Raw genomic sequence first — 16895 nt, 5'->3', positions numbered from 1 at the left:
GATGACCGGTGTGCGCAAATGCCATGTGCGCACACCCGCATTGCAGGCTGCGTGGTGCGGCGCTACCCTTGCCCTGTCCCATAAGGAAACCAGACATATGCCCACACCCAAACCCGTTGCCGGCTCCACACTTCCCCCCCTGACCCTTGCCAAACTTGGCGGGGGAGAGATCACCCTCGGAGGGGCGCGCGACAGGTGGTCCCTGATCGTGGTGTACCGTGGACAGCATTGTGGCCGTTGCAAAAAGTACCTTACCCTTTTGAACGACATGCGCCAGAAATGGTATGATGCAGGGTTCGACATCGCGGTGGTTTCGGCCGATCCCGAGGAAAAGGCCCAAGCCGACCGCGACGCATTCGGGTGGGCATTCGACACCGGCTACGGCCTGTCAGAGGACCAGATGGCCACGCTTGGCGTCTATGTTTCCGACCCGTTGAGCGCAACAGAAACCGACCGCAGATTTGCCGAGCCTGCGGTCTTTGTGACCCGTCCGGACGGCAGCCTGTTGTTGGTGTCGATCTCCAACGGCCCCTCGGCGCGTCCCGACCTCGCCGAGTTGCTCGACGGCATGATCTTCACCAAGGACAATGACCGCCCGCCCCGCGGCATGGCATGACACACAGGCGGTGATTTAGCCCGCTCAACCCGCGCAAGAGTCCCGCTCAAATATGTGCCGCGCCTCCGTGCGGCACATATATATTTGTGCGCACAAAACCCGGCCTAGATCAGCGCAGCGTGCACCGCGTCATCCCACCCGAGGTAAAAAGTGTCGCCATCGCGGATCACCGGACGCGCCATCACCTTTGGCTTTTGTTCGATTTGCGCGTCAACGTCCGAGTTCTTCAACCAGTCACTGAGCGCGCGGTAATCGGGAGTGGTGCGATCCACCAAACGGTCGCCGAATTCGACAACCAACTCCGACAGTTCCGCCGCACCGAGCGGTTCGGCCCGCACATCGCGAAACGTCACCTCTTTGCCCGCGGCCTCAAGCGTCTTGCGCGCCCGTTGGCACAGCGCACAGGTGCTTAATCCATACATCAACATGGTGTCGTCTCCTTTGATACCGGCCCGAACCGGTCAGGCAGTCCGGTCAGGCAATCGGGTCGAATTGATCGGCGGCAAACACGGTGTGAATGACATGGCCATCGAACATCTCGAACAGTTTTTTCGAGGTTTCTTTACTGGCCCAACGGGTCGGTGAGGCCAGCGCCTCCTCGATGTCATCGCGCGTTTCGAATTTCATCGCCATGACAAGCGGGAACGGGCTTTCGGGATCGTCACTTTCCACTTCACGCATCACCCGCAGCTCCAACAATTTGGGAAACGCGCCCCAGAGCGGCACAAGGTTCTCGCGCCAATGGGCATGAAACGCCTCGTCCATACCCGGTTTGATTTTGCCTTTGAAAAACGCACAGCGTACAAACATTTCAGCCTCTTTTCCTGAGCAGAGCACCGATTGCTCCTCACAATCCGTCATAATGATCCCCCATCGGGACGCAATGCCAAACCGCGACACATCTGTGGCGGGTTGCGCGACGGCACGGGTGTTTTTGTTGAAAAACCCATCGCATTCCGGTGAGTTTCAGGTATCAATAACGCCTCAACAGCCCGTGATGGCATTGGCATCACTCGACAGGTCAACATAATGACCGGGCTTCGAACAAGAACCACAAGGGAGGATCATATGATCTCGACATTGAAAACCGCCGCCGTGAGCGCCGTCCTGGCCCTCGGCCTGACAAGCGCCGCATCCGCGCAGGACCTGAACTTCTTTACAATCGGCACAGGCGGCACGGCCTATACCTATTACCCCGTTGGCGGCGTCATCGCGAACGCCATTTCCAAGCCCCCCGGATCGCGCGAATGCGGCGAAGGCGGCTCGTGCGGAGTTGAGGGTCTGATTGCATCCGCCGTGTCCTCACGCGGTTCGGTCGACAACGTGAACGCCATTGTGTCCGGCCTGCGCAACTCCGGCTTTGCACAATCCGACGTCGCCTATTGGGCCTACACCGGCACAGGCACGATGGAAGGCAGCGATCCCGTCACCGACCTGCGCACCATTGCAGCGCTGTTTGACGAGCATATCCACCTCGTGGCCATGGCCGACAGCGGTATTGATTCCGTGGCCGATCTGGCGGGCAAGCGCGTGTCTCTGGACGAGCCCGGCTCGGGGACATATGTCGACGCCAACCTGATCCTCGAGGCCAACGGCCTCACCATCGACGACGTCACCGCCGAAGCCCTCAAAGGCGGCGCAGCGTCCGAAGCCCTGCGCAACGGCAAGATCGATGCCTTCTTTGTGGTTGCTGGCTACCCGACAGGGTCGCTTGTCGAACTCGCCTCCGCCGCCGACATCAAACTGGTGCCGATTGACGGCGCAGGTGCCGCGGCCTTGACCGAAAAGCACGGCTTCTTTTCGTCCTCCGACATCCCTGCGGGGACCTATGAGGGCGTAGACGCGACCACAACCGTGGCTGTTGGCGCACAGTGGTTCACCTCCGCCAAGGAAGATGACGAGCTGATCTACAACATCACCAAAGCTCTGTGGAACGAAGAGTCCCGCACCTTGCTCGACATTGGTCACGCCAAAGGCAAGAACATCACCGTTGATACAGCCCTGAACGGTCTTGGCGTTCCGCTGCATGCCGGTGCAGAGCGGTTCTACCGCGAAGCCGGTGTTCTCAAGTAAACCGAACACATCATGATATCGGCCCCGGACACCTTTTGTGACCGGGGCCATTTTTAAAATCTGATACGGAATTTGGCCATGACCGCAGACACCACACCCGAGCTTACGCCAGAACAACTGGCCGAGATCGAACGCAAATTTGATCCGGAAACGGCGTTTCGTCCAACGGGGGCGAAGATCGGATTTCTGATCGCGGCCATATTGGTATCGATGTCCGTCTACCATTTTTATGCTTCGGGCTTTGGCCTTGTCCGCGAATTGGTGCATCGCGGTATTCACCTCTCCTTTGTGCTTGGCCTTGTGTTCTTGTTGTTCGGCCTGCGCAGATCCGACGACACCCTGCCCGCCAAAGCATGGTACCGCGTGGATGGGATCCCCGTGTTTGATATCGTCTTTGCCCTGCTTGCCGTCGGGGCGGCGATGTATCTGCCGCTCTTGCCCGCATCGGCCCTTGGCCAACGGGTTGGCAATCCATCCTCCACCGACATCTTTATGGGAACAGCGCTTTTGGTGCTGACGTTAGAGGCGACCCGCCGCAGCGTTGGTCCGACACTGCCGATCATCGGCCTGTTGTTCATCGGCTTTGCCTATTTCGGCCCGTGGATGCCCGGCGCATTGAAACATGGCGGCTCCTCGTGGTTGGGCATCATCAACCACCTGTATATGACGAACCAGGGGATCTACGGCATCGCCATCGGCGTGATGGCGCAATATGTCTTTTTGTTCATTTTGTTCGGCGTTCTGGCCACCCGCATCGGCCTGGGCCAGCTGTTCATCGATCTGGCGATGGTGATTGCGGGCCGGTATTCTGGCGGCCCCGCCAAAGTCGCGATCTTTTCGAGCGCCTTTATGGGGACGATTTCCGGATCCTCCATTGCCAACACCGTGACCACGGGCGCCCTGACCATCCCCGCGATGAAACGCGTCGGCTACCCCGCGCATTTCTCGGGCGCGGTCGAGGCCACCTCGTCCACGGGCGGCCAGATCACCCCGCCCATCATGGGGGCGGCGGCCTTTATCATGGTCGAATATCTGGAAATCCCGCTGCGTGATGTGCTCGCCGCCGCCCTCTTTCCCGCGCTGCTGCACTATTTCGGCATCTTCATCATGGTCCACCTCGAGGCCAAAAAACTGGGCCTGCGCGGGTTGCGCGCCGAAGAATTGCCAAAACTCGGCGTGGTTCTCAAAGATCACTGGCTCAGCCTCATCCCGCTGATCATCCTCGTTTATATGATCCTCTCGGGCAAAACCCCCGACTTTGCTGCGGTCTATGGCATCATCGCCTGCGTCGTGGTCGGGTTCTTGAACCCCACCCACCGCCTCAACGTCAAAGACCTGTGGGACAGCTTGGCCTCGGGGGCAAAGAATACCCTTGCCGTGGGCGCCGCAGCGGCGACCGTCGGCGTTGTCGTTGGTGTTGTGACCCTCACCGGCGTCGGCTTTCGCCTTGGCTATGTCGTTGTGCAAACCGCAACCGACATCGGCACATTCCTCAGCGCCCTGCCCGTGCTCGGATACTTCACGGTAACACAATGGGCCCTGTTCATGTCGCTCATCCTGATCGCCGTCGCGTGCATCATCATGGGCGCGGGCATCCCCACCACCGCGACCTATATCATTCTGGTTGCCGTGGCCGCCCCTGCCCTCGCCGTGCTTGAAATCCAACCGCTCGTGGCGCACTTCTTTGTGTTCTATTACGGCGTTCTGGCGGACATCACCCCGCCTGTGGCACTGGCCGCCTACGCCGCTGCGGGCATCGCGGGATCCAATCCGTTCAAGACGGGGAACACCGCCTTCCGGCTTGGCATCGCCAAGGCCCTTGTGCCGTTCGTGTTCGTCTATTCGCCCGCCTTGCTACTGGTTGCGGACGGGTTCACATGGTACCTGTTCACGGTGACACTGCTCGGCGCCATGCTCGGGATTGCCTCGCTCGGGGTGTCGTTCTCCGGCTTCCTTCTGGCCCCGCTCAAAACATGGGAACGTTGGTGGGTTGCAATGGTGTCGTTCCTCTTTATCGCACCCGGCCTGACCACAATGCTCCTCGGCCTTGCGCTCATGTCCCCGATTGTGTTCGTGCAATACAACCGCGCCAAGGCCTGATACCGGCCCACATCATCGCGTGTCTGGCCGTGACAATGGCCAGACACAAACCACCGTCCTTTGCCCTGCGCGAACGAGACACCACAGACCGGTTCCGGCACACAGCTGACACCCGAACAGGTACGCCACCCGATGGCGACAGGGTACGAAAGCAACACGCCCGCCCCCACAAAACACGACACAAACAAACGCCGCAATGACGCACGGCGACCGGCTCCGGCCGCACGGCCAAACTTGCGAAAACCCGATGGCCTTCTGCCTGCGATGACCCGAAATGGAAAAAGGCCCGCACCGGAGCCGCATGTCGTATTCACGATTTTTGAAGGGGGGGGTAGTGGCGGACAGACAGGGATTCGAACCCTGGAGACGGTCTCCCGCCTACACACTTTCCAGGCGTGCGCCTTCGACCACTCGGCCACCTGTCCGTGGGGCGTCTATATTTTAGAAAGCGCGGGGTGTGCAACCCCTGACTTTGCGGATTTTGTAGTTTTTTAATCCGGCGCGATATTGCGCTCTACACCGCCTTGAACCGGTCAATCGAGATGGATCGTGACGCGCCGGTTCTGGCGGCCTTTCTTTTCGATTTTTCCGATGCGAATACGCCCGATTTCCGCCGTGCGCGCCACATGGGTGCCACCGCACGGTTGCAGGTCCACCTGGGTCGTGTCGTCACCAATCCGCACAAGGCGCACGCGCCCCTGCCCCATGGGCGGCATGACGGACATGGTTTTGACAAGCGCCGGATTGGCCAAAAGCGCCGCATCGGTGATCCAGTCGTCACTGACCTTCAGATCTTGTTCGATCAGCGCGTTGAGGCGGTCCTCGATCTGCTGTTTGTCCTCGGGCGGCTCGGTCATATCAAAGTCCAGACGGCCCTTTTCCGACCCGATCGCGCCGCCGGAAACGGGCAACGGGATCACCACCGACAACAGGTGCAGCGCGGTGTGGACACGCATGTGACGGTGGCGCAACGCCCAGTCAAGGCGCTGTGTGACCTGTGTCCCCACGGGGGGCAATTCCACGGGCGAGGCCGGAACGAGGATGATCGCGCCATTGTCGCCCTTCACCGCGGTCGCAATCGAAATCGCGCCCCCTTCCCAATCGAGACGTCCGCTATCGCCCGGCTGACCGCCCCCCGTCGGGTAGAACACCGACGCATCGCAAATGATTCCGCCCTCGGGTGTGAGGGCCGTGACCTGTGCGGTGCACTCCGCCTGATAGGCGTCGTCGCGAAACAGGGGGCGTGTCGTCATATGCTATCTCCATCTCCATCGCCATCCGTGGCCCCGTCGGGGGTGGCCGCATCGCCCTCGGTGAGCGCCTCGACATCGACAAGCGCATCATCCTCGGGTTTATGCGTTGCGGGCGGGGTGCGCCCCGTGAGGGCCTCGGGATTGCGCAGCCAGATGTCACGCTGCGCAAAGGGAATTTCAATGCCCTCTTCGCCAAACCGCTTGGCAATCTCGTGGTTCACGTCATTGGTCACGACCATAATATAGGTCACATCGCGCAGGATCGCACGCACCTCGAAGTCAAGCGCATCGGCACCGAACCCCGTGAACAGCACCTGCGGCGCAGGGTTCAAAAGCACCATCGGCTGCGCCTCGACAATCTCGCGCAAAATGGTTTCGACACGGCGCGTATCGGTGCCATAGGCCACGCCGACCTTGACCGTCACACGCCCGATGAGATTGCCGCGGGTGTAGTTGGTCACGGCGTTGGAAATCAGATCGGCGTTGGGGACGATCACGTCGGTACGGTCAAAGGTCTCAACCCGCGTCGAGCGCACGGAGATATTGCGGACAAAGCCCATTTGCCCGCCCACTTCGATCCAGTCGCCCTCGGACACGGGGCGCTCAATGAGCAAAATAATACCGGAGACAAAGTTCTGGACAATGTTTTGCAGGCCGAAACCGATCCCGACGGACAACGCCCCCGCCACGATGGCCAGAGCCGAAAGATCAATGCCGGCCGCCGTGATGGCGATAATCGCCGCGAGGATAATCCCCAGATATCCGGTGCCTGCGAGAATCGCGTTCTGGCCGCCCTTGTCGAGTTTGGTTTTGGGCAGGATCGACGAGGATAAGGCCGCCTTGATCAACCGTGTCAGGCCGAATCCGATGGCAAACACAATGGCAAAGGTCAGGAAATCGGTGATGGAAATCTGGGCATCGCCCAAGGACACCCCCTCTTTCATCCGCGCCCAGACCTCCCACAACTGCTCCTCGCGCGCGCCCCAGATCAGCGCCATAGCGGGCAAGGACACCCCGAACAGCACCACGGACACAAGCACAGGAACCAACCCCTCGCTGACCCCGTCGGGGCGGCGCGTCATCACGGCATAAAGGTCTGAAATAAAGCGCGAGATCACCAAAAGAGCGCCAAACAGCGCAAGCGTGAGCACCGCAGGATAAACCAACCCCTTGGCCGCCGACATATAGCCGACAGCCCCCAGAACAACGGCCAGAGCGGCCCCCGGACGAATGACCCGCGCCGCCGTGCTGCTGACCAAGGCCACGAACCCTTGCGAGGGGGGGGCCTCACTGTCCTCGACCTCCATCGCCGCCGACTGGCGCTTGCCCGAGGAGGCAAGGATCTGGCCGAAGCGGAACAACGACAAAGCGGTCAGCACCACAAGCGGGTAACTCAGAACGTTGAGGGACGCCGGGGTGAATTTGTCGATCACAGCCAAGTCATCAAGCAACAGGCTCAGCCCGTACATCACCGCCATCAACGACAGATGCCCCGAGGCCTCGCGGGTTTGCAGCGGGGTGAGATCGAACAGCGGCTCGGAGGTTTCCGTTGCCCCCAACACCCGCACGGCCAACCACCGCGCGGTGAAATAGAACAGGCCGATCCGCGGCAGCGCCTCGAACGCCGCCTCGCCCCGCGCCCCGAGCAGCCCCGTGGATTGCGCCGCTTGCGAGAGCGCAAACAGGCCCGCCACGGGCAGGACGACCAGTCCGAGCGAGCCCACGAAACCGGACACGCCACGCCCCGCCTTGCCCGTCACGTGGCTTTGCACCTTGTCGGAGGCCCGCACCGACCAGACCCGCCCGCGCAAGATCAGGACAAACCCGACCATCGCAAAGAAAATGATCGTGGCGGCGTTGGATTTCAGGGTGGACAGCCCACGCGCCGATCCGGCGTTGTCCACGATACGGGTCCATGCTGTCAGGGCGGTGGAGGTCAAATCGGTGAGCGCCGTCGGCCAGTTGACGGGATTGAGCGGCGTTGGTCCCAATTCCATCAGCGCATCGGCCTGACGTGTGATCAACACATCGTCGATCTCGCCGATCAACCCGTCAGCACGGGTATAGGCCTCTTCGGCACTGCGCACCGGCGCCAGAGCGCGGTCGAGTTGATCGTTGAGCTCTTTGCGCCGCGCCGCCACATCGGCGGGTTCCTCGGCCCCCTCGGCGGGCGGTTCACCCAATGTGGCGACCTGTGCACGCAGGGTCGAAATCCGCGCCGCATTGATGCCTTCGGCGCTTAGGAACTGGTCGCGCCATTTCGCCAGATCTGTGCGCAGCGCATCGAGTGTGGCGTCATCCGCGGCCCCGCCCTCTACCGCTGTTTCGGCCCTACTCGCCACGCCCTCCCATGTGTCATAGTCGGGGGCAACAATATCCTGCGCCACCGCCGCAAGCGGCAGGCACAGCGCAAGAATCAGGATCAAGCGGGTGATGGCGTGGCGCATTAGCCCTCGTAAACGTCGGGGAGAATTTGCGGAGCACGCGCCAACCATTGCGGCACGGGCAGCCCCATTTCATGCAAAAACTCGGGGTTGAACAGTTTCGACTGATAGCGTGTACCATAATCACACAAGATGGTCACGATGCGGTTGCCCGGCCCCATGTCACGCGCCATTTTCATCGCGCCCGCCACGTTGATACCCGACGACCCGCCAAGACACAGACCCTCGTCGCGCAACAGATCGAACACCACGGGCAAGGCCTCTTTGTCAGTGACCTGATAGGAATAATCGGGTTTGAACCCTTCGAGGTTGGCGGTGATGCGCCCCTGACCGATGCCCTCGGTGATGGACGAGCCCTCGGATTTCAATTCACCCGTGGTGTAATAGCTATGAAGGGCCGCGCCCATGGGATCGGCCAGACCGATTTTCACGCCCTTGGGTTGAAGCGCCATACCGACACCCGCAAGCGTGCCGCCCGAGCCCACGGCACAGATAAAGCCGTCGACCTTACCGTCGGTTTGCTCCCAGATCTCGGGGCCTGTGGTTTCGATATGGGCCTGACGGTTAGCGACGTTGTCAAACTGGTTGGCCCAAATCACCCCCTCGTTGGTGGTACGCGCCAACGCGTTCGCCAACCGTTCGGAATAGCGCACATAGTTGTTGGGGTTCTTGTACGGCGCCGCAGGGACCTGAACCAACTCGGCGCCGGCCAGACGGATCATGTCCTTTTTCTCCTGCGATTGCGTTTCGGGGATCACAATCACGGTTTTGAACCCCAAGGACGCGCCCACAAGCGCCAGACCGATGCCCGTGTTGCCCGCGGTTCCCTCGACAATCGTGCCGCCGGGTTTCAACAGGCCCTTTTCCACCGCATCCTTGATGATGTAGAGCGCGGCACGGTCCTTGACCGATTGACCGGGGTTGAGGAACTCCGCCTTGCCGAGGATTTCACAGCCCGTGACCTCCGATGGTCCGTTCAACCGGATCAAAGGGGTGTTGCCGATTGTGTCGATGAGGTCTTTGTTCACACGCATGGGCCGCGATCCTTTTTCATATGGCAGTCTTGAAATGTGTAGGACGCTTGTTTCGGGAACTCAAGCCACCGCGCCCCAGTCAAGGACCGCATTCCACAAAACAACGGCGCTACGGAACATGCGTTCACGCTTCAGCCCCGGCCATTGCATCGCGTTTGTCCAACCTGATCCAAATCCCGTTTTGCGCCCGCACCGTGAGATGCGCCACAGGCACAGGCGTGGCTCCGGCCACTGTGCGAATGTGGAACGCGCGGGCAATCAACGCAAGGATCAATGGCCCCTCCACCATCGCAAATCCCGCCCCCGTACAGACACGCGGCCCACCCGAAAACGGGATAAAGGCATCGCGCAGACACTGCTTGCCGTTGTCGGTCTTGAACCGGTCGGGGTCGAACACATCGGGATCGTCCCAGAACCGCTCGTGGCGTTGCAAATGCCACGGGCTCAGCACGATCTGGCTGCCCTTTGGCACCTCGCGGTCGCGGAACTGTTCGGGGCATGCCGCCTCGCGCACCATCATCGGCACAGGCGGATAAAGCCGCAAGGTCTCGCGGAACACGTCCTTGGTATAGCGCAGCTTGGACAGGTCCGAAAACGCCGGCGCATCCCCAAGGGCCGCCCCCTCGCCCGCCACCCTGTCCGCCACATCGGGATTGGCCGCCAACAGCCACAACGCCCACGCAAGCGCCGAGGCCGAGGTCTCATGCCCCGCCAGAAAAAAGATCGCGACCTGATCGACCATCTCGCCTGTGTCAAACCGCTGCCCCGTCTGCGGATCGGCCGTTGTCATGATCTTGGTCGCCAAATCGTCGGGCGCGGTGCCCGCCGCGATCTGTGCCATACGTGCGGTTGTCAGTTGCGTGATCAAGCCACGAATGACCCGCGCCGTGCGCTTTGTCTCGCGCGAATGGAACCGTGGCACCCATTTGGGCAGCGGCACAAAGGCAGCAAAATTGAGGATCGGCTGTGCGCGTTGATGGGCCTGAAATTCCGAAAACACCGCCGTGGCCGTCTCATCGGTGATCGGGATCGAAAACAGGGTGCGAAAAATCACATCCGCCGCCACATGGCTCGTATGCGGCTCCACATCGAACGCCCCCTCGATCGCGCCCAGACGTGCCACCACGTCCTGACCGGCGGCGAGCATGGCGGGAAAGGTATCCTTGAGCCGCCCGCCCTCGAACGCGGGGTCGATGATACGCCGTTGCCGCCGCCACGTATCGCCATTGGTCAGAAACACCGAATTGCCAAGCAAGGGCCGCAACCCTTCGGCGATGCGGTTGGATTTGGGGAAATCCATGGGCCGCTCATTAAGCACACGTTTGACCAGATCGGGTTGGTTCACGAGGAACGAGCGAAAGAACGGCGTTTTGAACTCGGCCATCCACGCGCGGTATAATTTCGCGGGTTGCGCCGACAGGATATCCTTTCGAAACAGCCGCAGATAATTGATCAGGCTTGTCTTTTCCGGCCGCGCGGCGGGCTTGGGCGGGATCATTTTCGCCCGTCCGCTCACGGTGCTGTCTCCGTGTACCCGCTCATGGCGCTGTCTCCGTGTAGATGTTAACCGCATCGGTGAGCCGGCTCGGGGACGGGGCGTGTGAGGCGTAGCGGGCGGCGAGCGTTTGCGGCCCCGCCGTCGTTTTGAAATAGTCATAGGCCTGTGGCGCATCAAAGGCACACAGGTATTGAAAATGCAGCCGGAAAAACCGCCATCGCAGACGTTTCCACGTCTCGGGCCTGAGGGACTGTGTAAAGGCCGCCGAAATCACGAGCGGGCCGGTCTGCGCCGCGGGGGCCACCCCCGTCACCCCCGCCGGATCGCACAGCGCAAAGGCGCAGCCATCTCCGGGGGCGGTCACATCAAGCCAGAACAGCGCATCCGTGGCCGACAGATAGGCCAGATCACCGCGCAGCACCTTGGCCTCGGGCAAAAACGACACCATCGGCACCACTTGGCCCAATGTCAAAAACGACAGCGCAGGCCCGCCATCACGGTCCTGATCGGGGGCCTCGCCCGCGCGGATCAGATCGGCCAGAACCGAAATGCCCAAATGCGCCCCCGACGAGTGGCCCACGACCAGAACCTCGTCCCAATCCTCACGAAGGGCCTGCGCCACAGCGGCACGAAACTGTGCCATACGCGCGGTCAATGCGGGCGGATCGGCCCCGCGCCACCGCGCCGAAAACCCGTAGTCATGCATCAGATAATAGGCGAAAAACCTGCCGTCCTGTCGCTTGAACCACCGCAAAAGCGCCACGCCAAGCCCCGCGCCCGATGCCGCCCCGAGCGCCGCACCGACACCGCCGAACCGCGCACCGAAGGCGAGGCAGGCGACCAAAACACCCAAGGCCAATAGGGCCTGAAACCCCAACATCCCAACGGGATAAAGCGCGGCAATCACCGGCCCTTTGCGCAATCGCATCAACCGGAACAGCGCCCCTGTCGAAATGTAGATCCACGCGGTACGTGCCAACACGCCGTAGGTCCGCAAAATCCCCGCGTCCATGCTTTGCTGAACGATGTCGGACCATACCAACACGTCAATCTCGGTGTGGACCTTTGCCCCGTCGATCTCACTGTCGACGGACCAGCCGAAGCGCTCGCCCGATTTGGGCGCGATGGTGAGGGAATAACCGGAAATACCGGCCTGTTTGGCGCTCTCGGTGCGGTACAGCTCGCGGTAGCGACGCGGCGGAATGGGGTCATAGCCGGAGATGTAGAACATCCGCCGCCGTTTGACCTCTTGTGTCACCTGATCACTCATACCGCTCTGGCCTTGCTGCCGATTTGGCTCACGTTAGACCAGATCGGTGACAAGATTAAGCACAAACTGACGGGAGTTTAGCCAAGGGCGGCCAGTGCGGGGAAGGTTTCCAACAACCAGTAGGACAGCCGCGAAAACGCCCCCGTCAGCAGCATCAGGCCAACGCTGACAAGCATCAGGCCCATGACCTTTTCGATCAAACCCATGTGGCGTTTGAGACGGTTCATCACCGACATCGCGCGGGTAATGAACAGCGCCGACAACAAGAACGGCACGCCAAGCCCAAAGGCATAAACGGCCAGAAGCGTGGTGCCACGGGTCAGCGAGCCCTCCTGGGCGGCAATCGACAGGATCGCACCCAGTTGCGGGCCGATGCACGGCGTCCATCCAAAGGCAAAGGCAAGCCCGAGCACATAGGCCCCAAGCGCGGTGCCCCCACGGTCCCCCGCATCCAGACGCGCCTCACGGTCGAGAATGGGAATCCGGAACACCGACAGGAAATGCAGCCCGAGAATGACAATCACCCCGCCTGAAATACGCCCGAAAAGCACCTGATTTTGCAGGAAAAACGACCCGAACACCGAGGCCGTAAAGCCAAGGAACAAAAACACCGTCGACAGGCCGAGCACGAACATGATCGCGGGGCCGATGGCCTTGCGCGCGGCTTTGCCCTCTTGCATTTCGCCCATGGAGATCCCCGACATATACGCCAGATAGGGCGGCACGATGGGCAAAACACAGGGGCTGATAAAGGACGCAATGCCAGCGGCCAAAGCCACGAACATCGCGGGCAGCATCGAGGCGTCAAAGAGGTCGATTCCAAACATGGGTAGCTCATGCCACGGATCGCACGCCAAGCAAAGCGTCGGATATGTCGCAGCGGGTCACTTTCTCGTATGGCGCGCCTTTTTCATCCCGCCCCTGCCCGATGAACGCGCACGCGCCCCGCAACGAAAAACGGCCCGCCCCGAAGGGCGAGCCGCAAGATGTCATGTTGTTCGCGGATCGGGTTACCCCAAACTCCACCATCCCTTACGCTTGGGCTTCGGCTTTTCCTCGGCCACAGGCGCAGGCTCCGGCGTTGGCGCAGGTACGGGCTCTGCGGCCACGGGCGCCTCGACCTTTGCCGCCTCTGCGGGCGCCGCGACCTCTGCGACGACGGCATCCTGTGCAGGAGCCGCATCTGTCGCAGCCTCGGCAGCCGCCGCTTTCGCAGCCTTGTCGGCCTCGATCTCGGCCTTGGTGCGGCGTTTGCGTTTTGGCTTCGGCGCGGCCTCCGCCTTCGCATCCGTACCCGCCGCTTTCGCGGCCTTGTCGGCCTCGATCTCGGCTTTGGTGCGGCGCTTGCGCTTTGGCTTGGGCGCCTCTTCGGCGGAGGCCTCTGCAACAGGGTCGCCCTCAACAGCGGGCGCGGCTTTTTTCGACCGCGAGCGTGTCCGCTTGGGCTTTTCGGCCTCGGCGGGTGCAGCTGTATCGGCGTCCTGAGCGGTCTCGGGGGCCTCGTCTGACGTGGTGGTCGCTTCCGTTGCCGTCACCTCTGCGGTGGCACCCGATTTACGTGACCGCGAACGGGTGCGCTTGCGCTTTGGTTTTTCATCCGTTGGCGCATCGGTGCCATCGGCCTGTGCCGCGACATCAGATGGCGCAGCCTGTGCGGCCTCGCCCTCGCCCTCGCTCTCGGACTGCGCATCAGACCCGTTTTCACCGTTGTCATCCTCGTCACCCGATTTGCGGCGACGGCGACGACGGCGACGGCGTTTTTTGGGCTTTTGCTCGTCGTCACCTGTCTCGTCGGTGGCGGCGGCATCGGCCTGTGCCTCGTCGGCGGTCTCGTCAGTGACGTCCCCGGCATCGACGTCTACAGCATCGGCCTCGTCATCGATCTCGGACATCAGCGCGGCGGATGCGGAAATCACATTGCTGGTCTCGGGCTTGATCACACGGGTCGCGGTTTTGAATTTCTCGATCGAGAAATCAGGCGAAATCATGAACGGATCGGCCTCGAGGCGCACCGCCATGCCATAACGGCTTTCAATCAACGCAATCGCTTCGCGTTTGTAGTTCACCAGATAGTTGATGACCGCAACAGGCGCCTTGAGCAGCACCTCGCGTGACCGCTTGCGGGTGCCCTCTTCTTCCAACTGGCGCAGGATCGTGAGCGCCATGTTGTCGTCGGAACGGATCAGACCCGTGCCGTGACAGTGGTGACACGGCTGTGTCGTGGCTTCCAACATGCCCGGGCGCAGACGCTGACGCGACATTTCCAACAGGCCAAAGCCCGAAATGCGACCCACCTGAATGCGGGCGCGGTCGGTTTTCAACTTGTCCTTGAGGCGCTTCTCAACGGCGGCGTTGTTGCGGCGGTCCTCCATGTCGATAAAATCGATCACGATCAGACCGGCCAGATCGCGCAGACGGGCCTGACGGGCCACCTCTTCGGCGGCCTCGAGATTGGTCTTGAGCGCGGTTTCCTCAATCGAGCCTTCTTTGGTCGCACGCCCCGAGTTGACGTCGACGGCGACGAGCGCCTCGGTCCAGTCGATCACGATATAGCCACCCGATTTCAGCTGAACGGTCGGGTTGAACATCGAGCCAAGGTAGGTTTCGACCTGATAGCGGGCAAAGAGCGGCAGTTGCTCTTTGTAGTTGACCACGTTTTTGGCGTGGGTCGGCATGATCATCCGCATGAAGTCCTTGGCGATGCGGTATCCGCCCTCGCCCTCGACGATCACCTCGTCGATCTCCTTGGAATAGAGATCGCGGATCGAGCGTTTGATGAGGTCGCCCTCTTCGTAGATTTTGGCGGGCGCGGTGGATTTCAGCGTGAATTCGCGGATCTGTTCCCACAACCGTTTGAGGTAATCGTAGTCGCGCTTGATCTCGGTCTTGGTGCGTTGCGCGCCGGCGGTGCGCACGATCAGACCCGCGCCCTGTGGCACATCGATCTCCTGCGCGATTTCCTTGAGCTTCTTGCGGTCGGCAATATTGGTGATCTTGCGCGAAATGCCACCACCACGTGCGGTGTTGGGCATCAGGACACAGTAGCGACCGGCAAGCGACAGATAGGTGGTGAGGGCTGCGCCTTTGTTGCCGCGCTCTTCCTTGACGACCTGAACCAACAGGATCTGGCGGACCTTCACGACTTCCTGGATTTTGTAGCGGCGGGGACGCGGCTTGCGCACGCGGCGGACCTCTTCGGCGGTGTCATCGTCGGCAACGCTTTCGATGCTGTCGTCTTTCTCCGCTGCGGTTTCCGCATCGTCGTCCTCGTCGCCCTCGGACCTGTCATCAGAGGACTCGTTGTCCTGATCATCGTTGTCCTGATCATCGTCAGACTGGTCTTCGCCAGACCGGTCTTCGGACGCGTCATCGTCGGAGGCCTCATCCTCGGATGGCTCCTCGACAGGGGTCTCGGCCACGGCGAAAGCGGGCGATGTGCCCTCTTCGACAGGCTCGTGGGTATCGGCGATCAGCGCATCCGCTTCGGAGGCTTCGGGCTCGACCACATCCATGCCCTTGACGCCCGCGGGGGCCTCGCCGGACAGGTCATCGGACGCAGGGGCGACCTCTTTGGTCTCGACCGCATCATCATTGGAGGCATCGGCCGCAACCGACGCGCTGCGCCCGCGTGACGAGGATGAGGATGACGACCGGCGACGGCGCGAACGCTTCGGCTTCTCGCGGTCCTCTTCTTCCTCTTGTTGTTTGGCGTACTCCAGTTCCTCCTTGAGCAGCGCCTCACGGTCGGCCACAGGGATCTGGTAATAATCGGGGTGGATCTCGGAGAAGGCGAGGAAACCGTGACGGTTTCCGCCATAGTCGATGAACGCCGCCTGAAGCGACGGCTCGACCCGTGTTACTTTTGCGAGATAGATGTTGCCAGCAAGCTGACGTTTGTTTTCCGATTCAAAGTCGAATTCCTCGACCTTGTTTCCGTCGACCACCACAACGCGGGTCTCTTCCGCGTGGGTGGCATCGATGAGCATTTTCTTAGCCATTGTTGTCTTTCGACACCCAAAGGTGGCCCGTTATGCGCATGCGCAAGCGGGGCTGGTTTCGGGTGATTGTTAGGGGCGAGTGACAGCGCGGGCGAGAGCGCGCGGGCGCAAGCGCCCGTCATGTGCTCTGAATTTGCCTCTGCGCGTTGCATCGCGTTTTTCTCCGGCGTCCGAGTAACAGCATGTTATCCGGCGCCCAGTTTAAGATCTCGTTCCCGTTTAAAAGTGGGTCTGAGCGTTCAATGCCATGCGGTTTTGTCGTGCCACGCGGCGGTATCGGTCTGCGGTACGGGCGGATGGCCTTCCCGTTCGTTCACGGGCCTAAGGCAACGTCCTGCACACGTGCGCAGCGAATCTGTCGTCGCGGTTTCCCAAAGCAGCAGCACCCTAAGGCGATGCAAGTTCGAGACCTGCGTCCCCCATCAGTAGTGATCCGCCCCTTTAAATACAACACGCAATTTGAACCGCGCCGCATTTATCCACAGGGAGGCGGGGTTTGACGCGCGGCGCAAATCCCCCGCCCCCCCCTGACACCGCAGCCCGCACACCCGATCAGGACAAATGACAAAAGGGCTCCGCTATCGGAGCCCTTGGTGTGCCAGTGCGCAA

The 16895-nt window shown here is 61.3% G+C and carries 12 protein-coding genes and 1 tRNA gene; 3 read left to right on the top strand and 10 right to left on the bottom strand.

Annotation, left to right across the window (positions count from 1 at the left end; all coding sequences use genetic code 11):
- The first annotated feature begins 97 nt into the window (after positions 1-97).
- Positions 98-616, top strand: coding sequence for a redoxin domain-containing protein (locus tag ACN0Q0_RS12145; RefSeq protein ID WP_417243664.1), 519 nt, complete (start codon positions 98-100; stop codon positions 614-616).
- A 104-nt stretch (positions 617-720) separates the two neighbouring features.
- On the opposite strand, the gene ACN0Q0_RS12140 is transcribed toward ACN0Q0_RS12145, so the two are convergent.
- Both ACN0Q0_RS12140 and ACN0Q0_RS12135 read right to left on the bottom strand, forming a co-directional pair.
- A complete protein-coding gene (locus tag ACN0Q0_RS12140; protein WP_417243663.1) occupies positions 721-1044 on the bottom strand; it encodes an arsenate reductase family protein in 324 nt (107 codons plus the stop codon).
- 46 nt (positions 1045-1090) lie between these two features.
- Positions 1091-1426, bottom strand: a complete 336-nt coding sequence (locus ACN0Q0_RS12135; RefSeq protein WP_417243662.1) for an EthD family reductase — start codon at positions 1424-1426, stop codon at positions 1091-1093.
- A 258-nt stretch (positions 1427-1684) separates the two neighbouring features.
- Between ACN0Q0_RS12135 and ACN0Q0_RS12130 the strand changes: the two genes are divergently transcribed.
- Together ACN0Q0_RS12130 and ACN0Q0_RS12125 are read left to right on the top strand one after the other, a co-directional pair.
- A complete protein-coding gene (locus ACN0Q0_RS12130) occupies positions 1685-2689 on the top strand; it encodes a TAXI family TRAP transporter solute-binding subunit (RefSeq protein ID WP_417243661.1) in 1005 nt (334 codons plus the stop codon).
- A 78-nt stretch (positions 2690-2767) separates the two neighbouring features.
- Positions 2768-4789 carry a TRAP transporter permease gene (locus tag ACN0Q0_RS12125; protein ID WP_417243660.1) on the top strand — a complete coding sequence of 674 codons (2022 nt, stop codon included), beginning with the start codon at positions 2768-2770 and terminating at the stop codon, positions 4787-4789.
- 335 nt (positions 4790-5124) lie between these two features.
- Here the strand turns inward: ACN0Q0_RS12125 and ACN0Q0_RS12120 are convergent.
- The 8 genes from ACN0Q0_RS12120 to ACN0Q0_RS12085 form a co-directional block, all read right to left on the bottom strand.
- Positions 5125-5214, bottom strand: a tRNA-Ser gene (locus ACN0Q0_RS12120).
- A 108-nt stretch (positions 5215-5322) separates the two neighbouring features.
- Positions 5323-6042, bottom strand: coding sequence for an alanyl-tRNA editing protein (locus ACN0Q0_RS12115; RefSeq protein ID WP_417243659.1), 720 nt, complete (start codon positions 6040-6042; stop codon positions 5323-5325).
- Entirely contained in the window at positions 6039-8489 is a 2451-nt protein-coding gene (locus tag ACN0Q0_RS12110; protein WP_417243658.1) for a DUF3772 domain-containing protein, read from the bottom strand. The genes ACN0Q0_RS12115 and ACN0Q0_RS12110 overlap by 4 nt, the downstream gene beginning before the upstream one ends.
- The gene (locus ACN0Q0_RS12105; RefSeq protein WP_417243657.1) at positions 8489-9520 is read right to left on the bottom strand and encodes a cysteine synthase A; all 1032 of its coding nucleotides are present in this window, start codon (positions 9518-9520) and stop codon (positions 8489-8491) included. Before ACN0Q0_RS12105 ends, ACN0Q0_RS12110 begins: the two co-directional genes overlap by 1 nt.
- Positions 9521-9644: 124 nt before the next feature.
- Positions 9645-11018: a cytochrome P450 gene (locus ACN0Q0_RS12100; RefSeq protein ID WP_417243822.1), complete on the bottom strand. Its 1374-nt coding sequence runs from the start codon at positions 11016-11018 to the stop codon at positions 9645-9647.
- 40 nt (positions 11019-11058) lie between these two features.
- Complete coding sequence (locus ACN0Q0_RS12095; RefSeq protein WP_417243656.1) at positions 11059-12288, bottom strand: hypothetical protein; 1230 nt, start codon at positions 12286-12288, stop codon at positions 11059-11061.
- A 77-nt stretch (positions 12289-12365) separates the two neighbouring features.
- A complete protein-coding gene (locus ACN0Q0_RS12090) occupies positions 12366-13115 on the bottom strand; it encodes a cytochrome c biogenesis CcdA family protein (protein ID WP_417243655.1) in 750 nt (249 codons plus the stop codon).
- 183 nt (positions 13116-13298) lie between these two features.
- A complete protein-coding gene (locus tag ACN0Q0_RS12085; RefSeq protein WP_417243654.1) occupies positions 13299-16286 on the bottom strand; it encodes an Rne/Rng family ribonuclease in 2988 nt (995 codons plus the stop codon).
- Positions 16287-16895 lie beyond the last annotated feature (609 nt).

The sequence above is a fragment of the Celeribacter sp. genome (genome assembly GCF_048259695.1).
In the GTDB taxonomy this organism is placed as follows: domain Bacteria; phylum Pseudomonadota; class Alphaproteobacteria; order Rhodobacterales; family Rhodobacteraceae; genus Celeribacter.
This window is presented reverse-complemented; position numbering and strand designations above follow the sequence as displayed.

Coding starts and splice junctions, on each gene's coding strand:
- ACN0Q0_RS12145 (WP_417243664.1), top strand. CDS start 98: ATGCCCACACCCAAACCCGTTGCCGGCTCCACACTTCCCCCCCTGACC.
- ACN0Q0_RS12140 (WP_417243663.1), bottom strand. CDS start 1,044: ATGTTGATGTATGGATTAAGCACCTGTGCGCTGTGCCAACGGGCGCGC.
- ACN0Q0_RS12135 (WP_417243662.1), bottom strand. CDS start 1,426: ATGTTTGTACGCTGTGCGTTTTTCAAAGGCAAAATCAAACCGGGTATG.
- ACN0Q0_RS12130 (WP_417243661.1), top strand. CDS start 1,685: ATGATCTCGACATTGAAAACCGCCGCCGTGAGCGCCGTCCTGGCCCTC.
- ACN0Q0_RS12125 (WP_417243660.1), top strand. CDS start 2,768: ATGACCGCAGACACCACACCCGAGCTTACGCCAGAACAACTGGCCGAG.
- ACN0Q0_RS12115 (WP_417243659.1), bottom strand. CDS start 6,042: ATGACGACACGCCCCCTGTTTCGCGACGACGCCTATCAGGCGGAGTGC.
- ACN0Q0_RS12110 (WP_417243658.1), bottom strand. CDS start 8,489: ATGCGCCACGCCATCACCCGCTTGATCCTGATTCTTGCGCTGTGCCTG.
- ACN0Q0_RS12105 (WP_417243657.1), bottom strand. CDS start 9,520: ATGCGTGTGAACAAAGACCTCATCGACACAATCGGCAACACCCCTTTG.
- ACN0Q0_RS12100 (WP_417243822.1), bottom strand. CDS start 11,018: ATGATCCCGCCCAAGCCCGCCGCGCGGCCGGAAAAGACAAGCCTGATC.
- ACN0Q0_RS12095 (WP_417243656.1), bottom strand. CDS start 12,288: ATGAGTGATCAGGTGACACAAGAGGTCAAACGGCGGCGGATGTTCTAC.
- ACN0Q0_RS12090 (WP_417243655.1), bottom strand. CDS start 13,115: ATGTTTGGAATCGACCTCTTTGACGCCTCGATGCTGCCCGCGATGTTC.
- ACN0Q0_RS12085 (WP_417243654.1), bottom strand. CDS start 16,286: ATGGCTAAGAAAATGCTCATCGATGCCACCCACGCGGAAGAGACCCGC.